Origin of the sequence: Sphingomonas sp. Root710 (assembly GCF_001429065.1) — a bacterium.
In the GTDB taxonomy this organism is placed as follows: Bacteria; Pseudomonadota; Alphaproteobacteria; order Sphingomonadales; family Sphingomonadaceae; genus Rhizorhabdus.
In genome coordinates this window covers 305,973-321,765 of sequence record NZ_LMIB01000016.1, presented here as the reverse complement: position 1 = coordinate 321,765, position 15,793 = coordinate 305,973, and the positions used below count along the sequence as shown (strand labels likewise).

Annotated in this window: 16 protein-coding genes; 5 read left to right on the top strand and 11 right to left on the bottom strand. The window is 64.9% G+C overall.

Going from position 1 to position 15,793, the window contains the following annotated elements; genetic code table 11:
* Position 1: 1 nt before the first annotated feature.
* The 3 genes from ASE00_RS18855 to ASE00_RS23625 all read right to left on the bottom strand — a co-directional run bounded on the left by ASE00_RS18855 (position 2) and on the right by ASE00_RS23625 (position 2,500).
* Positions 2 to 1,666: a DEAD/DEAH box helicase gene (locus ASE00_RS18855; protein ID WP_200957969.1), complete on the bottom strand. Its 1,665-nt coding sequence runs from the start codon at positions 1,664 to 1,666 to the stop codon at positions 2 to 4.
* A complete protein-coding gene (locus tag ASE00_RS24520) occupies positions 1,659 to 1,805 on the bottom strand; it encodes an HNH endonuclease signature motif containing protein (RefSeq protein ID WP_082594845.1) in 147 nt (48 codons plus the stop codon). The genes ASE00_RS18855 and ASE00_RS24520 overlap by 8 nt, the downstream gene beginning before the upstream one ends.
* Before the next feature lie 323 nt (positions 1,806 to 2,128).
* Entirely contained in the window at positions 2,129 to 2,500 is a 372-nt protein-coding gene (locus tag ASE00_RS23625; protein WP_156405510.1) for a hypothetical protein, read from the bottom strand.
* A gap of 191 nt (positions 2,501 to 2,691) precedes the next feature.
* On the opposite strand from ASE00_RS23625, the gene ASE00_RS18850 reads away from it, so the two are divergent.
* The 4 genes from ASE00_RS18850 (at position 2,692) to infC (ending at position 6,552) form a co-directional block, all read left to right on the top strand.
* Positions 2,692 to 3,339 (top strand): hypothetical protein, encoded by a 648-nt coding sequence (locus ASE00_RS18850; protein ID WP_056383197.1) that lies wholly within the window; start codon positions 2,692 to 2,694, stop codon positions 3,337 to 3,339.
* A 160-nt stretch (positions 3,340 to 3,499) separates the two neighbouring features.
* Positions 3,500 to 4,636, top strand: a complete 1,137-nt coding sequence (locus tag ASE00_RS18845) for a calcium-binding protein (protein ID WP_056383195.1) — start codon at positions 3,500 to 3,502, stop codon at positions 4,634 to 4,636.
* 286 nt (positions 4,637 to 4,922) lie between these two features.
* Entirely contained in the window at positions 4,923 to 5,828 is a 906-nt protein-coding gene (locus tag ASE00_RS24340) for a putative quinol monooxygenase (RefSeq protein WP_321164042.1), read from the top strand.
* Positions 5,829 to 6,012: 184 nt separating this feature from the next.
* Positions 6,013 to 6,552 (top strand): translation initiation factor IF-3, encoded by a 540-nt coding sequence (gene infC, locus ASE00_RS18835; protein ID WP_056383194.1) that lies wholly within the window; start codon positions 6,013 to 6,015, stop codon positions 6,550 to 6,552.
* A 70-nt stretch (positions 6,553 to 6,622) separates the two neighbouring features.
* Here infC and ASE00_RS18830 read toward each other — a convergent pair whose 3' ends face one another.
* The 5 genes from ASE00_RS18830 to ASE00_RS18810 form a co-directional block, all read right to left on the bottom strand.
* On the bottom strand, positions 6,623 to 7,018 hold the full coding sequence (locus ASE00_RS18830) for a VOC family protein (RefSeq protein ID WP_056383192.1): 396 nt from the start codon (positions 7,016 to 7,018) through the stop codon (positions 6,623 to 6,625).
* A 44-nt stretch (positions 7,019 to 7,062) separates the two neighbouring features.
* Entirely contained in the window at positions 7,063 to 8,643 is a 1,581-nt protein-coding gene (locus ASE00_RS18825; protein WP_056383190.1) for a Na+/H+ antiporter, read from the bottom strand.
* Between the two features lie 77 nt (positions 8,644 to 8,720).
* Complete coding sequence (locus ASE00_RS18820) at positions 8,721 to 11,483, bottom strand: [protein-PII] uridylyltransferase (protein WP_056383188.1); 2,763 nt, start codon at positions 11,481 to 11,483, stop codon at positions 8,721 to 8,723.
* A 65-nt stretch (positions 11,484 to 11,548) separates the two neighbouring features.
* Positions 11,549 to 13,537 carry a TonB-dependent receptor plug domain-containing protein gene (locus ASE00_RS18815; RefSeq protein WP_056383187.1) on the bottom strand — a complete coding sequence of 663 codons (1,989 nt, stop codon included), beginning with the start codon at positions 13,535 to 13,537 and terminating at the stop codon, positions 11,549 to 11,551.
* A 56-nt stretch (positions 13,538 to 13,593) separates the two neighbouring features.
* The gene (locus ASE00_RS18810; protein WP_056383185.1) at positions 13,594 to 13,914 is read right to left on the bottom strand and encodes a hypothetical protein; all 321 of its coding nucleotides are present in this window, start codon (positions 13,912 to 13,914) and stop codon (positions 13,594 to 13,596) included.
* A gap of 151 nt (positions 13,915 to 14,065) precedes the next feature.
* Here ASE00_RS18810 and ASE00_RS18805 point away from each other — a divergent pair, with 151 nt between their 5' ends.
* On the top strand, positions 14,066 to 14,806 hold the full coding sequence (locus tag ASE00_RS18805; protein WP_056383183.1) for a transporter: 741 nt from the start codon (positions 14,066 to 14,068) through the stop codon (positions 14,804 to 14,806).
* Here ASE00_RS18805 and ASE00_RS18800 read toward each other — a convergent pair.
* Genes ASE00_RS18800 through ASE00_RS18790 form a run of 3 tightly spaced genes read right to left on the bottom strand, consistent with a single transcriptional unit; the run spans position 14,779 to position 15,727 of the window.
* Positions 14,779 to 15,069, bottom strand: coding sequence for a hypothetical protein (locus ASE00_RS18800; RefSeq protein WP_056383181.1), 291 nt, complete (start codon positions 15,067 to 15,069; stop codon positions 14,779 to 14,781). The genes ASE00_RS18805 and ASE00_RS18800 overlap by 28 nt on opposite strands.
* Positions 15,063 to 15,299, bottom strand: coding sequence for a hypothetical protein (locus ASE00_RS18795; RefSeq protein ID WP_056383179.1), 237 nt, complete (start codon positions 15,297 to 15,299; stop codon positions 15,063 to 15,065). The genes ASE00_RS18800 and ASE00_RS18795 overlap by 7 nt, the downstream gene beginning before the upstream one ends.
* Positions 15,296 to 15,727, bottom strand: coding sequence for a DUF983 domain-containing protein (locus tag ASE00_RS18790; RefSeq protein WP_056383176.1), 432 nt, complete (start codon positions 15,725 to 15,727; stop codon positions 15,296 to 15,298). Before ASE00_RS18790 ends, ASE00_RS18795 begins: the two co-directional genes overlap by 4 nt.
* Positions 15,728 to 15,793 lie beyond the last annotated feature (66 nt).

Genomic DNA, 15,793 nt, shown 5'->3' with positions numbered 1-15,793 from the left:
ATCACTCTGGATTAAGAATTTTCCTTAGCCTTCCATAGGACTCTTCGGGGAGTTGCTGGACCAATCTTATGATGGCGTCGTCACCACTACCGAGCAGATCCCGAAGAATTTTCTTCTTATTCTTCTCGGCATCCTGAACTTCGTCCTCGTCAAGGTCCATGCCTCGCACGATCGCGCCCATTCTCAGCGCTTCGTTTAGTGTGATTACATAGTCGGCCTTGAAGGATTGGCCACAGTGCTGGCACTCCTTGGCCGATACTGGGCTTTGGCCTTCGCAGGTGTCGCACGTCTTAAACCGTTGGCGACGAGCGGGAAAATCGGCCCCGCATGAAGCACAATTGATAGCGGCTCGATCATTTTCGCTACCGCATGTCCCGCAAATTTTTGTTGTCTTGGTTTCTTGCTTTGATGCCGCAGAGCCCATTTCGCGCTCAACCCTGCGTGCGTACTCCTCAAGAATATTTAGCGTGGGCATCACCACGTAGGCGCGAGAATAATCGTCTGGACCAAGCGTTCGAACCACCCGGCCCATGGCCTGTCGAAATGCCAATTCGGTCTTCGCGGTTGGGAGGTAAATCAGCAACCGAAGGCGTTTGATATCGACGCCTTCAGAAATCATGGCCACCGAAACGATCCATCTGCGATTTGAATTTTTGAATGAGGAGATGCGAGATTCGGCATTTGGCATTTGGCTATGGACTAACATGGGCTTTTCGCCGTCCAGCTTTTCCAAGAGTTCTGCCATATATTCAGCAACGCCAATACTCGGTGCTATGACGAGACCTCCCGCCTGAGGCACGGTTTCACGGAGATCGTCGAGCTTTGAGATCCCCCAATCCAGCATCGTGCCCTGATAGGAATTTACATCCGGCGTAGTCCCGTCTGGTAGGTACTTCGGTGTGCAGACCAAACGATAATAATCCAACGCCTGCTGAAGGCCTTTTACTCTTCTTAGTGATGGATCCAGTTCCGGTGAACGCGTGCCAGAAACCGCCACTTCTTCTCCTTCGGACAATTTTACGGAGAACCGGCCTTCATGGCGGTGAAATGTTATTGGCCGGCAGTAATTGAGCTCGACAGCCTCGCCATAGCCGAGCGTGAAGGTGCCCGGCTCTGGATGATCAATCCTCCCTTCATCATCGAATGCAAACCAAACGGTTTCCTGGCCATCTGAGCGAATGGGCGTACCTGTTAAGACGAGGACAAATTTGGCGTCCTGGAACGCGCCGTCGGCCTTTGCACCCCACGCTGCCTCAACCGCCGCATGATGATGCTCATCACAGATCACTAGAGTCCGGCTTCGGTGGCAAACTAGCTGGAAGGCATCCTGCAAACTTTGTATCGCAGCCCAGGTCGCACAGAGGTCCAAACCGAAATCGCTAACGTCGCCGTCGGCTCCCGTAACTTTGGTCATGTGGCGCCCCGTAACGAACTTGAACTCCTCCCCCCATTGCTTCACCACCTCCGCGCGAGGCGCGATCACAATTACCCGATCGATTTCATCCATCTCAAGCAAACGCTTTGCGATGACGGATGCACAGATCGTCTTACCAGCACCAGGCGCTGCATTAATAAGAAAATGCCGATCGCTCTTGATTTCGGTAAGCCATCGAAGGGCCTTAGCTGTGGCAGCGCTCTGCCACGCACGAAGCATGATTTCACTCACTTGTAGCTCCCTTCGCTAGATTGCACTTCGCGCACAACGCTTGGCCATTGCGGGTGATGGTCCAGCCACCTTTGGAAAATGCCTGAACGTGGTCGGCATGGAATGAGCTGGTGAGTGGAACACCGCAGCGCTGGCACATGTTGCCAGCAAGAATCTGCAATATCTTGCGCTGTCGCCAATTAAAGAGCCTATTCAGCGGCTTATCCAGTATTCCGTCATAACGATCTCTTTGAAAGGTAGTTCTGCGGGAGGTTGGCACTGTGCCATCTCGTTAGTTCTTCGTAGAACTTTTGCCATCGAAACACGCTCAGACTTTATCAAAAACCCGTCCTTCTTTAGCCGAGCTAATTCCGCATTTAGACTCTGGACTCCAAACACAAGAATAGCTTCAAGAAGAGAAACACGATGGCCCTCAAGCATATGCTCCCGAAGCGCTAGCGCAGGTTGAAAATTCGGCACACCTTATCCTCTGTGCAAATATCTTTCCGGATTATAATATTGGCGCAAGCAATATACAGCTTTGAAATCCATATAGAATCTTTCATCGCCGAGGTCGTCATTGATGCTTTCGTTTTCGAGTGCCCACCAGCTCCTATCCAAAATCATCCTGTCGACGTCGTACGAAAAATATCCAGGGTTCGTTCTTCCGTCTTGGTAGGTTTGATTGCTATACTCCTCGTTCGTCACATCGATTAATGTCTGTGCAGCCTTTAGTAGTTCAGCTGGTGAAAAATCGTCGGATAAGTGTGTGTATAACTCATCGTATACTTGGCGCAGAAGATCAAAGCCGCGAGCACGAACTAAAGTAGCTCCGCTTTGCTTTTCTCTCGCCATACAACAAATCTCATATCGGCTGGCTAGAAGATACAATGCAGGTTGGCGTCTCGGTCAATAGCGATCTCGCCCGCAATTCGGTGGACACGATACTACACCCCGCCCATCTGATCCATTTCCGATCAAACCGGCCTCGCCCGGCGCGATGTGCCCCGCCAAGGTGGTCGGCAGGGGACTAAGGGGAATATCGCATGCGGCTGGGTTGGATTCCGCTGATCGTCGGCCTGGGGCCTACGATATTCGGCGGACACGCTCTCTATGAAGCGAAGGTCGCTGGCGAGAAGAAGGACATAGCCCTCGCCAGCCTCGTCGAGGAGCAGCCCGCCTTCGGCTGGTACCGGGTGACCGACGCGCGCTATAGCCTGATCGACGCCGTCACCTTGCAGGGGGTGACGGGCGCGACGCTTCCCGATGTCTATGTCCGCGTCCATCCCGCCGGTACGCCGGGCAGCGACGAAGCGCCCGCGAAGCTGCTCGTCCATCTCGAGGATCAGGCGCTCGCCGACCGCGTCAACGCCATCCTGTCCCGCGCCGCCGACGAACCGCAACTGCTGGCCGAGAACGCCGCGCTGCTCGACGCCGAGCATGTCGTCGAAGGCATGGTCGAGAGCCCGCTGACGATCGACCGCACCGATCAGAAGGGGGTGCGCGGCGCGCTCGGCGCGCGGCTGGCCAGCGATTATCTGGTCATCACCCAGGGCCGCACGCCCGCCCCCATCGGCCGCGCCATCGCCATCCTCGCCGCCGGTCTCGCCCTGCTCGGCCTGGCCGCGCTGCTCCTGCTGCGCCGGGGCCCAGGAGTTGGGGCTGCGGCGGGGGAGGAGCCTGTCACCCACTGATCGGTGATTTCGGACAAGCCCGGCCCGGGCCCCATGCCGATCCTGATGGCCCCGCGCGCTCGGAATAACATACTCCAATATCGGCCTTTTCCGGCCGGGCGCTTGACTCCTGCACCGCCTTGCCGCCATCGCGGGCCGAGTATTTGTATGAGGTGCTTCCATGGTTCTCGTCACGGCGTCCGCCAACAGCGCGTTGCGCATGGATCGCCTCAATTTCGACCGGCTGAGCGACGTCGACGCGCAGATCGTGACGAAGAGCAGCAGCTCACTGGTCATCGCCGTCGACGGCCTGCGCTATACCTTCGCCGGCACGGGCGTCCGCTACAACGGCCAGAGCGAGCCCACCGCCGGCACGATCACCTCCTTCACCGTGACCGAGGGCAGCCAGACACTGTTCCAGGTCAGCGGCTTCGGCGTCAACGCCGCCCAATTCTATCAGCTGACCTATTATCCGAACGACCCGCTGTCGCTGATCCTGGGCGGCAATGACGAATATCGCGGCGGCGCGCTCGCCGACAATATCTACGATCCCTATGGCCACAATGTCCTGATCGGCGGCGACGGCGAGGACACGCTGGGCGGCGGCGACGGCAACGACCATATCTATGGCGGCACGGCCAGTGGCGGTCCCGACACCAGCGACGTGATCAGCGGCGGCGGTGGCTCCGACTATCTGCAGGGCAATGCCGGCGAAGACCGGATATTCGGCGATGGCGGATCGGACCGGATCAATGGCGGGGCAGATCGGGACTGGCTGATCGGGGGAGCCGGCAACGACAGCATCAACGGCAATCGCGGCAACGACACGATCAGCGGCTATGAGGATCATGATGTCCTGCGCGGCGGCCAGGGCAATGACGAGCTATATGGCGGAGACGGCAACGACGTCCTGATGGGCGACCTGGGGATCGATACGCTCACGGGCGGCCTGGGCGCCGACATCTTCGTCTTCGGCCCGGACACCAGCCCCGTCGCCGCGGACAACGCCGACATCGGCTCGTCGGTCGAGCGGCTGGAGGACTTCACGCCGGGCGACGACCATATCTCGCTGGGCTTCACGCCCGAGGCGCTGCTGACGGTCAACACCCGGATCGGCGGGCCGGATGCGCTCGGCGAAGCGCGGGCCGAGGCGCAGCGGCTGTTCGACGAACATCCCGGCGACCATGAAGTCGCCATCGTCGGTATGTTGGGCTATCCGATGCTGTTCTGGTCCTCGGACGGCGGGGCGACTATCGACTCGGCGGTGTTGCTGCTCGGGCGCGACGTATCGAACTTCCACCTGGACGATTTCATCTGACCGCGCTCGCCGAAGCCGGCAATGATTTGCTTTACATGTAGGGTTTCGCGCGCTGGACTGGGCGCGCCCCGCCGCCGCCCATCGTGCCGGCGCGGCTCTTTCTCATGACGATCATGGATGATGAAGCGCGGTCCCTTTGCGTAGCGGGGGCCGCCGAAAAATAAAAACACGAAAATTCGCACAACAACCCCATGCAACGGCGCCAGTTGCGAATCGCTAGCAACTGGCGGTTGCCTAACCGCCCCCGCCCGGCCATCCTCGCGGCGGTGGCGGCAGGGAGCGGATCATGGCGATAGCGGCGGCGGCTTTGGCGATCCTGTGCTACGTATCGCCCAATCCCTCGCCCACGCGCCTCCTGATCAGCGGGCCGCCAGCGCAGGTCTCGGCGATGAGCAACAGGGCAGCCGGGACAGGAACATTTCATCTGGTGGCCGCCGCCGAGGATCGCGGCATTGCCTTCGCCCGGTTCCAGCTAGCGCCGAATGCACTTTATCGCGATGTGGGCGGCATCCTCTTCGAAATGCAGCGCAGCGACCTGATGACCACTATGGATCAGGCCGTCGACAGTTGCCGCGACGGCCGCGCCGAGGACATCGGCGACCCGCATGCTACGCCGATCCGCGTCGGGCTGCTCGGCGAAAAGGCGGCGGTCGAGCCGGTGCGCGCGGCGCTGCCCTGGGCGAGGTTTTCGCCGCTGCGCCTCGCCGGCGGGCGGACGGGGTGGAGCTTTGCGCCGGGCGACGACGACGGCATCGCCTATCAGCTGTTCGTCGCGCGGGCGGCGGCTGCGAAATTTCCGGGGGTGGAGGTGGTGCTGCTCGGCACGCCGCCCGCACCGGGCAAGGCCGGCGGCGGACCCGACGTCCCTGCCGCCATCACGAGGGAGAGCACGCCGATGTACGGACTGATGGGCCGGATGATCGCACAGCCGGGCCAGCGCGACGCGCTGATCGCGATCCTGCTCGAAGGGACCGGGGATATGCCCGGCTGCCTCAGCTATGTCGTCGCGCGCGATGCGAAGGACGAAAATGCGATCTGGGTGACCGAGGTGTGGGACTCGAAGGAGGCCCACGCCGCGTCGCTCAAGCTGCCCGCGGTGCAGGCGGCGATCGCGAAGGGGCGGCCGCTGATCGCCGGGTTCGACAGCTACACGGAAACATCGCCCGCCGGGGGCGTTGGACTCCCGCGCTGAACCGCCTGTCGCCGCGCCCGTCCTGGCCCGTCCCCGGCGCCATGGACCGGCGCCTGACGCAAGCCGGTCACAGCGCGCGAGAAACTGTTGCGATTGGGGCCGCGGGCATCTTTCAAAATGCCGCCGGAAGGCTTATATCGCGGCCGGAACCGCCACGACAGGAGATATTGCTATACGTCCCCCAATGATGCGCCGCCCCCTGGGGCAGCCGCCGATGCCGCTCAATGGCCCGCGCTACAATGAGTTCATCCAGTCGCCCAAGGTCCGGGTGATCGATGAGGCTGGCGAGAATCTGGGCGTGATGTATACGCGCGAAGCGATGGAGCAGGCGCAGTCGGTCGGGCTCGATCTGGTCGAGGTCTCGCCCAATGCCGACCCGCCCGTCGCCAAGTTCCTCGACGTCGGCAAGTTCAAGTACGAGGCCCAGAAGAAGGCCAACCTCGCCCGCAAGTCGCAGAAGACGCAGGAGATCAAGGAGATCAAGATGCGTCCGAACATCGATGACCATGACTATGAGACCAAGATGAAGAAGGTCCATGAGTTCATCGACGAGGGCGACAAGGTGAAGGTCACGCTGCGCTTCCGCGGCCGTGAGCTCGCCCATGGCCAGCTCGGCATGCAGGTGCTCCAGCGGGTCCAGGCCGACATGGTCGAGACCGCCAAGGTCGAGCAGTTCCCGCGCATGGAAGGCCGCCAGATGCTGATGGTGCTCGCACCGAAATAATCCGGCCTTCCCGGAAAGCGACGAAGACCTCGAACACCCCGGCGCCCGGCAGGCCGCCGGGGTTTCCTTTTCAGGCGGCCGGCGGTTCCCACAATTCGATCGGATTGCCTTCGGGATCGGCGATGCGGGCGAAGCGGCCGGTCTCGGGCGCGTCCCATTCGGCGCGGGTCTCGGTCGCGATCCCCGCCGCGCGCAGCGATGTCAGCAGACCGTCGATCCCGCTGACCCGCAGGTTGAGCATATACTGCTTGTCCGCCGGGAAATAATCGCTGTCGGCCCTGAACGGCTGGAATACCACCGGCCCGCCCTGGATCGTCCAGAACCAGGGGGAGGGCTCGCCACCTTCTCCGGCCGTTCCCTCGGCGGCGCAGCCCGCGCCGACGCCGAGATGGTCGCGATACCAGGCGCCCAGCGCCTCGGGGTCGCGCGCCCGGAAGAACAGTCCGCCTATGCCCAATACGCCCATATCTGCCTCCTATATGGTCTCTGGCTGCCCGCCCGCTGCCTCGCTCAGGCCTTGGCCGACAGCGCGCTCAGCTCTTCGAGGTCGAGATCGCGTTCGAGTTCCTGGAGCGTATGCTCGTCGATCTCGCCGCTGCGATGGAGCCGGAGCAGTTCGGCGCGGCCCGTCGCCACCGCCGCCAGGACGATGTCGAAATGGGCGTGCAGGCCCGGCCGCATATCCTCCTCACGGCCCGAATAATTCTCGATCGCCCGCGCGCGCATCTGGTAGCGGCTGAGCAGTTGCGGATGGACCAGCTGGCCGTCGCCGTCATAGGCATGGCGCTCGACGGTGCGCAGCTGCGCCGCGGCCATCGCCGCCTCGGCCTCGCTCATCGTCATGCGGGGGCGGTCGCTCTCGGGCTCGTCGAGCTGCATCAGCCGGATCACCGCGCCCAGCGTCGTGCCCTGGATCAGCACCGTCGCGAAGATCACCGCGAAGGCGGCGACGATGATGAAGTCGCGCCCCGGAAAGCCTGCGGGCACGCTCAGCGCCACCGCGAGCGTCACCACCCCGCGCATCCCCGCCCAGCCGAGCACCGCCGCGGGGCGCGGGCCCAGCGCCCGGTAGCGTCGCATGCCGAGACGCCGCAGCAGCAGGATGACCCCGTCCGAGGCGAACACCCAGACGAAGCGCGCCGCGACGATCGCCGCGAGAATGCCGAGCACCGGGACCGCCATCTCCTCGAGCACGACGGGCAGGCCGACCCGGTCGATCACCCCGCGCAGCGACGATCCGATCAGCAGGAAGACGAACGCCTCCATCAGGAAGATCATCACCGCCCAGAAGGACTCGCCGTTCATCCGCACCGTCGCCGACCAGACGACATGCTGATACCAGCCGCAGATCAGCCCGGCGCAGACCGTGGCGATGACGCCCGAAACGTGGAACTGCTCGGCAAGCATATAGGCCGCCCAGGGAGTGACCAGCGACGAGGCGATCATCAGATATTTGTCGTCAAGCCGCTTTACGGTCAGCACCCACAGCGCGCCGATGGCCGCGCCGACGAGCACGCCGCCCAGCGCGAGTAGGACGAAGCTGCCGAGCGCGTCGGCAGCGCTGAACGCGCCGGTCACCCCGGCGGCGATCGCGAAGCGGAACAGGACGAGGCCGGTCGCGTCGTTGAACAGGCTCTCGCCCTCGAGAAGGATCGCCAGGCGGCGGGGCAGGCGGACATGCTGGAGCACCGCGCGCGCCGATACCGCGTCGGGCGGGGCGACGATCGCGCCGAGCGCGGCACAGGCCGCCCAGGGCAGCGACGGCAGCAGCATGTGCGCGATCGCCGCGACGACGACGGTGGTGAACAGCACCGCGCCGACCGACAGCGCGACGATGCCGATCATGTGGCGGCGAAGGTGGCGGAGCGCGATGAACCAGGCGCCGTCCATCAGCAGCGGCGGCAGGAAGATCACCAGCACCAGTTCGGGATCGAGCGAAATCACCGGCAGGCCTGGCACGAAGGCGAACAGAGCGCCCCCGGCGAGCAGCGCGACCGCGGGCGGCAGCCGAAGCCGGTTCGCGGCATAATGGAGCAGGATGATCGCCAGCAGCATGGCGATGACCAGCTCGAACATCTGCATCGAATCCATGGGCTCTCCCGCGTGGCGCAAGCGAAGACCCTATCGCCTGCGACGGCGGCGTCCAGAGCCGCCGCCGACTTCGCCGTTTACGCCGCCTTGCGCGCGGGCGCTCCTGCCGCCGCGTCGACGACGAGGCGCTCGAGGGTCTTGAGCCGCGCGCCGCTGGTGATCTTGTCGCCGGTCAGGTCGGCCACATAGAAGACGTCGACCGCGCGTTCGCCATAGGTGGCGATGTGCGCCGAGTGGATCATCACTTTCGCCTGGAACAACGCGTGCGCCAGCGCATAGAGCAAGGCAGGCCGGTCGCGGGCATTGACCTCGATCACCGTATAGCGGTTCGACGCCTTGTTATCGATCAGCGCGGCAGGCTCGATCGCGAAGGCGTCGGCGCGCGGGCGGGCGTTGGGCTTGGCGAGCAGCCGGTCGGCCATGCGGTTGCGGTTGGCCAGCGCATCCTCGATCGCGATGCTCAGCCGCTTCATCCGGTCGTCCTCGTCGAAGGGCTGACCGAACGGATCCTGGACGAGGAGATTGTCGATCGCCATGCCGTCGCGGGTCGTGTGGATGCGCGCGTCGATGACATTGGCCCCGGCGAGATGGATCGCGCCTGCGATCCGGTAGAACAGGCCGGGATGGTCCCCCGCATAGATGCTGACCAGCGTCGCGCCACGATCGGAATCGGGGGCGGCGACGATCGACAGCGCCTTCTTGCCCGCGTCCGCCGTCTCGATCAGCCGGGCATTGCCCTCGAGGATATCGACGCTCTCGGCGACCCAATAAGCCTCGGGGAAGCGGGTTATATATTGGGCGAAGCGCTGCTCGTCCCAGCCCAGCCGCTCGCGCAGCTGCGCTTGCTTGGCCGAGATACGCTCGCGCCGCCCGGTCTGCTTGTGGCCGAGGCGCAGCACCTCCTCCGCCGCGGCGAAGAGATCGCCGAGCAACTGGCGCTTCCAGCTGTTCCACACGCCGGGGCCGACCGCGCGGATGTCGACCACGGTCAGGCAGAATAGCAGCCGCAGGCGCTCGGGGCTTTGCACCCGTTCGGCGAAGTCGAGGATCGTCTTGAAGTCGCTCAGGTCGCGCTTGAACGCGGTGTCCGACATGGCGAGATGGTAGCGGACCAGCCAGGCGACCGTCTCGGTCTCCGCCGGGGTCAGCCCGAAGCGCGGGCACAGCTTCTCGGCCACCTCCGCGCCCAGCTCGCTATGGTCGCCGCCGCGCCCCTTGGCGATGTCGTGGAGCAGCACCGCGGCGTAGAGCACCCGGCGCGAGACGATGCCGCGCATCACCTGGCTCGCGACCGGATGATCCTCCTTCAGCTCGCCCTTCTCGATCTGGCTGAGCAGGCCGATCGCCCGGATCGAATGTTCGTCGACCGTGTAATGATGGTACATGTCGAACTGCATCTGCGCGACCACGCGGCCGAAATCGGGCACGAACCGGCCGAACACCCCCGCCTCGTTCATCCAGCGCAGCACCTTCTCAGGACTGTGGTGCGATGTCAGCACGTCCATGAACAGGGCATTCGCGCGCGGGTCGCGGCGCACCCCATTGTCGATCAGCCGGGCGTCGCGCCCCGCCGCGCGCATCGCCAGCGGGTGGATATCCAGCCCCTGGCGGTCGGCGATCACGAACATCTGGATCAGCCGCACCGGATCCTGGACGAAGAAATCGTCCGACGGCAGCGCCAGCCGCCCGCGGTCGAGCACGAAGCCGTCGAGCTTGGTCGGCCGCCGGCGGAGCGACGGCAGGCCGAAACGCCGCCCGCGCGAGGCAAAGGTCTCGTCGATATGCGCCAGGAAGATCGCGGTCAGGTCGCCGACCCGCTTCGCCATCAGGAAATAATGCTGCATGAAGCGCTCGACCGACGATTTGCCGGGCCGCTCGGCATAGCGCATCCGCCGGGCGATCTCGGGCTGGACGTCGAAGGTCAGCCGTTCCTCAGGCCGCCCCGCGACGATGTGGAGGTGGCAGCGCACCGCCCACAGGAAATTCTCGGCCTTCTGAAACTGGCGCAGCTCTGCCTTGGTCAGCAGCCCCTTGTCGACCAGTTCGGCGACCGACAGCACCTGATGGACATATTTGCCGATCCAGAACAGCGTGTGCAGATCGCGCAGGCCGCCCTTGCCCTCCTTCAGATTGGGCTCGACGACATAGCGGCTGTCGCCCATCCGCTGATGGCGCTCGTTGCGTTCGGCCAGCTTCTCGGTGACGAAGGTCTTCGCGGTACCCGACACCACGTCACGGCGAAAGGACAGGCTCGCCTCGTCGTACAGTGCTTCGTCGCCCCACACGAAGCGCCCTTCGAGCAACGCGGTGCGGATCGTCAGATCGCTCTTCGCCATGCGGAGCATCTCGTCGAGCGAGCGGCTCGAATGGCCGACCTTCAGCCCCAGGTCCCACATCGAATAGAGCATCGACTCGATGACCTGTTCGGACCAGCTCGTCTGCTTCCACGGGGTCAGGAAGGCGATGTCGACATCCGAATGGAGCGCCATCTCGCCGCGTCCATAGCCGCCGACCGCCATCAGCGTCAGCCGCTCGGCCGCCGAACGGTTGTTGATCGGATAGAGCCGTTCGACGGTGAAGTCGTGGATCAGCCGCAATATCTGGTCGGTCAGGAAGGCATAGGCCGCCGCGGTCTCCGAGCCGCGGGTCGGCGCCGCCTCCAGCCGCCGGGCGATCTCGGCGCGCCCGGCATCGAGCGCCGCCTTCAATATCGCGGTCGCGCCGCCGCGCAGCTTCGCGGTGTCGTTGCTGTCCGGCAGCAGCGTGGCGAGCGCGTCACCGACCGCCCGGCGATCGATGATCGCGCGACGATGCGGCAGCAGGTCGAACTTGGTGGCCATATCCGCCACATAGGGACTGATCGAGCGAGGTGGAAGCGCCAAGCGCCGCCACCTCGCCCGACGGTTCAGTCCGCCCCGCCGAAGCGTAGCCGGACGCCGCCGTTGAGCACGAAGCCCTCGGTCGGCCCCCAGACGTCGACCGTCCAGCGTCCGTCGGCGGCGCGGGCGGGACGCAACAGCGGATCATAGCGGGTCTGCCGCGTTCCCAGGATATTCTCGGCGTTCAGGAACAGCCTGGCCCGCCCCACCGCAATCTCGCCGAGCATGCCGATTTCGACATAGGGCCTGCTCCGCGTCCGGTAGGGACTGTCGTCGAGCGGCTGGCGGCCGGTATAATAGAGCTCGACGCCGATCCGGCCCCGGTCTTTCTGTTCCCACATTCCGACGATCCCGGCGCTGTGGCGCGGGGTCAGCGGCTTGGCGCGGCGTCCCCCCGCCGGATCGGGCTCGGTCGCGCGGACATGGACATAGCTGCCGGTGACGGTGAGGTCGGACCAGCGGTAGCGCAGCAACAGCTCCGAACCCCGGATCCGGCTCTCGCCCACGATGTTGACGAGGCGGACGCGCTCGGGCTGTCCGGACGGACCGATGCCGAACGGTTCGAGTTCGGTCGTGCCGCGCAGCCAGGAACCGAACAGGGTGACGTTCGCTTCGACCGGACCCCGGCGGTAGCCGAGATCGAGCGATGCGGTCCGCGCGGTTTCGGCGCGCAGCCCGGACAGCGGCTCCAGCCGCGACAGTCCGGCCGCCTCGATCTCCTCGACGAACGGGGTCGGCGCATAGAAGCCGCGCCCGCCCGACGCCCGCACCGTCCACGGGCCGGGCCGCCAGAGCAGCGACAGGCGCGGGCTGAACTGCGTGCCGTACCGGTTGTGGAAATCGACCCGGGCGCTGCCCGCCAGAGTGAAGTCTCCGCCGACTTTCTGTTCGAGCTGGCCGAACAGGCCGGGCGCGCGATGGCTATAGTCGAAGGCTGGGAAGCTCCTCGACCGGAAGCTGTCTTCCTGCCAGGCGGCCCCGCCGACCCAGGCGCTGCCGCCGCTCTCACCCGCCAGCGAGGCTTCGGCGAACAATGTGCCATGCCGGTCGCGCTCCGCCACCGCCCCGAAGCGATGGCGATGGTTCTGCCGCATCGCCGCGCCCCGGATATTGACGGAAACCGTGTCGGCGACGGGCAGACTGGCGACGAGGCCACCATCGTAGCGGGTGCTACGCTGGGTCTGCGGGAAGGCGCTGCCATCGGCGACGGTTCTTCCCGGCAGCGTGCCGCCGGAGCGGTTTTCGGTCATCGCGCCGAGGGTGACGAACAACGACTGGCCCTCCTCGCCATTCCAGAACAGGCGCGGCCGGGCGGTGGCGCGCCGGTAACCTGGCATGTCGATCCAGCCGTCATCATCGAGATCCTGCCGCCGCTGCCGGTGCAGCCCGCCGGTGATCGACGCGCCCCAGCCGTCCGCGAGCGGTGCGGCGAGATAGGCGGTCGCGTCCTGCCCATTGCGGCTCGTCGCATTGAGCAATATTTCGGCCTCCGGCGCGCGGCCCGGGCGGCGCGAGACGAGGTTGATCACCCCGCCCAATGCCGACGGGCCGTAGAGCGCCGAAGACGCGCCCTTGATCACCTCGACCTGGCCGAGATCGGTCGGCGCGATCTGGAGCAGGCCGAGCGACGACGCCTGCCCGCCATAAAGCGGCAGGCCGTCCGCGAGCAGCTGGGTGAAGCGTCCGTCCATCCCCTGCACGCGGATGTTGGCCGCGCCGAGCGCGGGCGAGGTGACCTGCACCCGCAACCCGCCGGTCTCGCTGAGGATCGTCGCGACATTGCCAGGGCGCATGAGGATCTTCTCCTCGATCTCCTCGCGGCTGACGACTTCGACCCTTACCGGCTCGTCCTGGACCCGGCGGCGTGAGCGGGTCGCCTGGACGATGATCTCCTCATCCTCCCCGGCTTCGGTTTCGACCGCCTGAATATCGGTGTTCGATGACTGGGCAGCCGCGATATCGGCCGCGAACCATGCGGTTCCCGCAAGCAGGAACGCGCGCGTGATGATGCACATGAAAAACTCCTGAATCCTGATGACGTCAGCGGGGTGGCCCCGCGCGGATCACGGATTCAGGCGAGCGGCGGTTCGACCGGCGGCCTTGACGACCGGCTGTGCAGAACCGCGACCGGCATGGCGGTCAGCAGCGCCTTCGGCGCGGACGGACCGCAGATCGCGGCCAGCCGGGGCGCCGGGGAAGCCGGGCAATGATGATGCCCGCCATCGGCGAGATCAGCCGCCGCATCGGACGCGCCGTCGTCGCCCGCATCGTCATGATTGCCGGTCTCTAGCAGATGCTGTGCGACATGCTCGCGCGCCTGCGCCTCATTGCCGAGATGCAGGCCACAGCACAGCACAGCAGCAAGGATCAGCAGATGAAGGGCACGGCGCATGAGCGCGCCTTAGAGTCCAGACCCGGCCATCGCAATGGCCACCGCGCCGCATCCGCCGAAAAGAGCCAAAGATGCCTGGAAAAGGATAAGCACATGGCCTGGACAGGCCGCGACGCTATAGAGTCCCTGAAAGCGGTGCCCCGGAGCAGAGATGAGCTATCGTGCGATTGTCAGGTCGGTCGTCATGGCATCATGCCTGCTGGCGGGGGCGGCGCAGGCGGGGCCGCCCTTCCTGACCGACGATCCGATGCCGACTGACCTGGGGAAGTGGGAAGTCTTCCTCTATAATGAGGGCGATCATTTCGCCCATCGCTTCGAAGGCGAGAGCGGGCTCGATATCAACTATGGCGCGGCGCCCGGCCTGCAGCTTACCGCCGTCGTGCCGGTCGCCTATGAGCATGGACAGACCTGGGATATCGGCCGCGCCGACCTGGAGCTGGGCCTGAAATATGCGTTAGTCCATCAGGAAGCGGGCGGGCTGATTCCCAATATCAGCGTCTTTCCGAAGATCACCCTGCCCATCGGATCGCGTGATTTCACGGCGCACAAGGTGGGCGTGGCGCTGCCGCTCTATGTCCAGAATGATTTCGGGCCGTGGTCGGCGTTCGGCGGCGGCGGCTATACGATCAACCCCGGCGCGGGGAACAAGGATTACTGGACGATAGGCTATGCCGTCGCCCGCGACCTGGGCGAACAGGTCAATCTCGGCGGCGAGATTTTCCATTCGACCGCCGAGGAGGTGGGCGGACGCCCCTCAACCCGGCTGGGAATCGGCGGCAGCGTCTCGATCGCCGAGAAATGGTCGCTCCTGGCGTCCTCCAATGTCGAGGTGCAGCACGCCCATGCCAACGGGTCCTACGGCTTCTACCTGGGCATCGCCTTCGCGAATTGAACCGCGCCGCAATAGCGGCAGGCGTGCCGGTCGCGGCGGACGGGCTCGAAACAGGAATCGCACAGTTCCATCGCCTCCGGTTCCAGCCTGACCGCGGCATAATGCCCGGTCGAGGGCAGGCAGAGCAGCACCACGACTGCGAGCGGCCCGGCGAGCAGGGCGAGGAGCAGCCAGCCCGCCGCCGACCGGTCCTTCGCCATCGCGATCGTCATGGCGACGAGCGCGTTGACGCCCCACAGCAGGACGGCGGGCTCGCTCAGCACTCCTCTCCGGCAATGCGATGACCGTTGCGCGTCACCGCGCGGCGGGGCGCGGGCTGCGCGGTCCAGCCCGCCGCGAGGATCGCCAGCAGCGCGAGCGCGGTGCGGACCTCGGCGAAATCGTCGCCCTCACCCGCCAGCACCATCGCCGCCTCGCGGGCATAGCCGCGTTCGCCGAGCAGCTTCGCCGCCGCCGCCCGCGCTGCGCGCAGATCGTCGGGATCGGGAGTCATGGCTGGCGCGGATGGACGATCGGACCGTTGGCGCCATAGGGCCGCCAGGGACGGCTGATCCGGCCCTCGCCCGCCTTGAAGAAATATTGGCTGCACACCAGCCAGCCCTTCAGCGGCCGCAGCGGCGCGATGCACGTGATCAGCAGCAAAGGTACCGAGGTGCACAGCTGCACCCAAAGCGCCGGGCTGAACCATATCTCCAGCATCAGCGCGAAGGTGACCGCGGGCACGCAGCCGAAGCAGATCACGAAGAAGGCCGGGCCATCGGCGGGATCGGCAAAATCATAGCTGAGACCGCATTGGTCACAACCCGATCGCAGCTTGAGCAAGCCATCGAACAGCCGCCCCTCGCCGCAGCGCGGGCAGCGCCCGCGTATCCCGGTCTGCACGGGTTCCAGCCGGGGCCAGTCAGTCGCAGGATCGACCATCGCAACGCTCCTATTCGGACATTGCATGTGACCTAGGACATTGTATGGCTGAAACAACCATACATA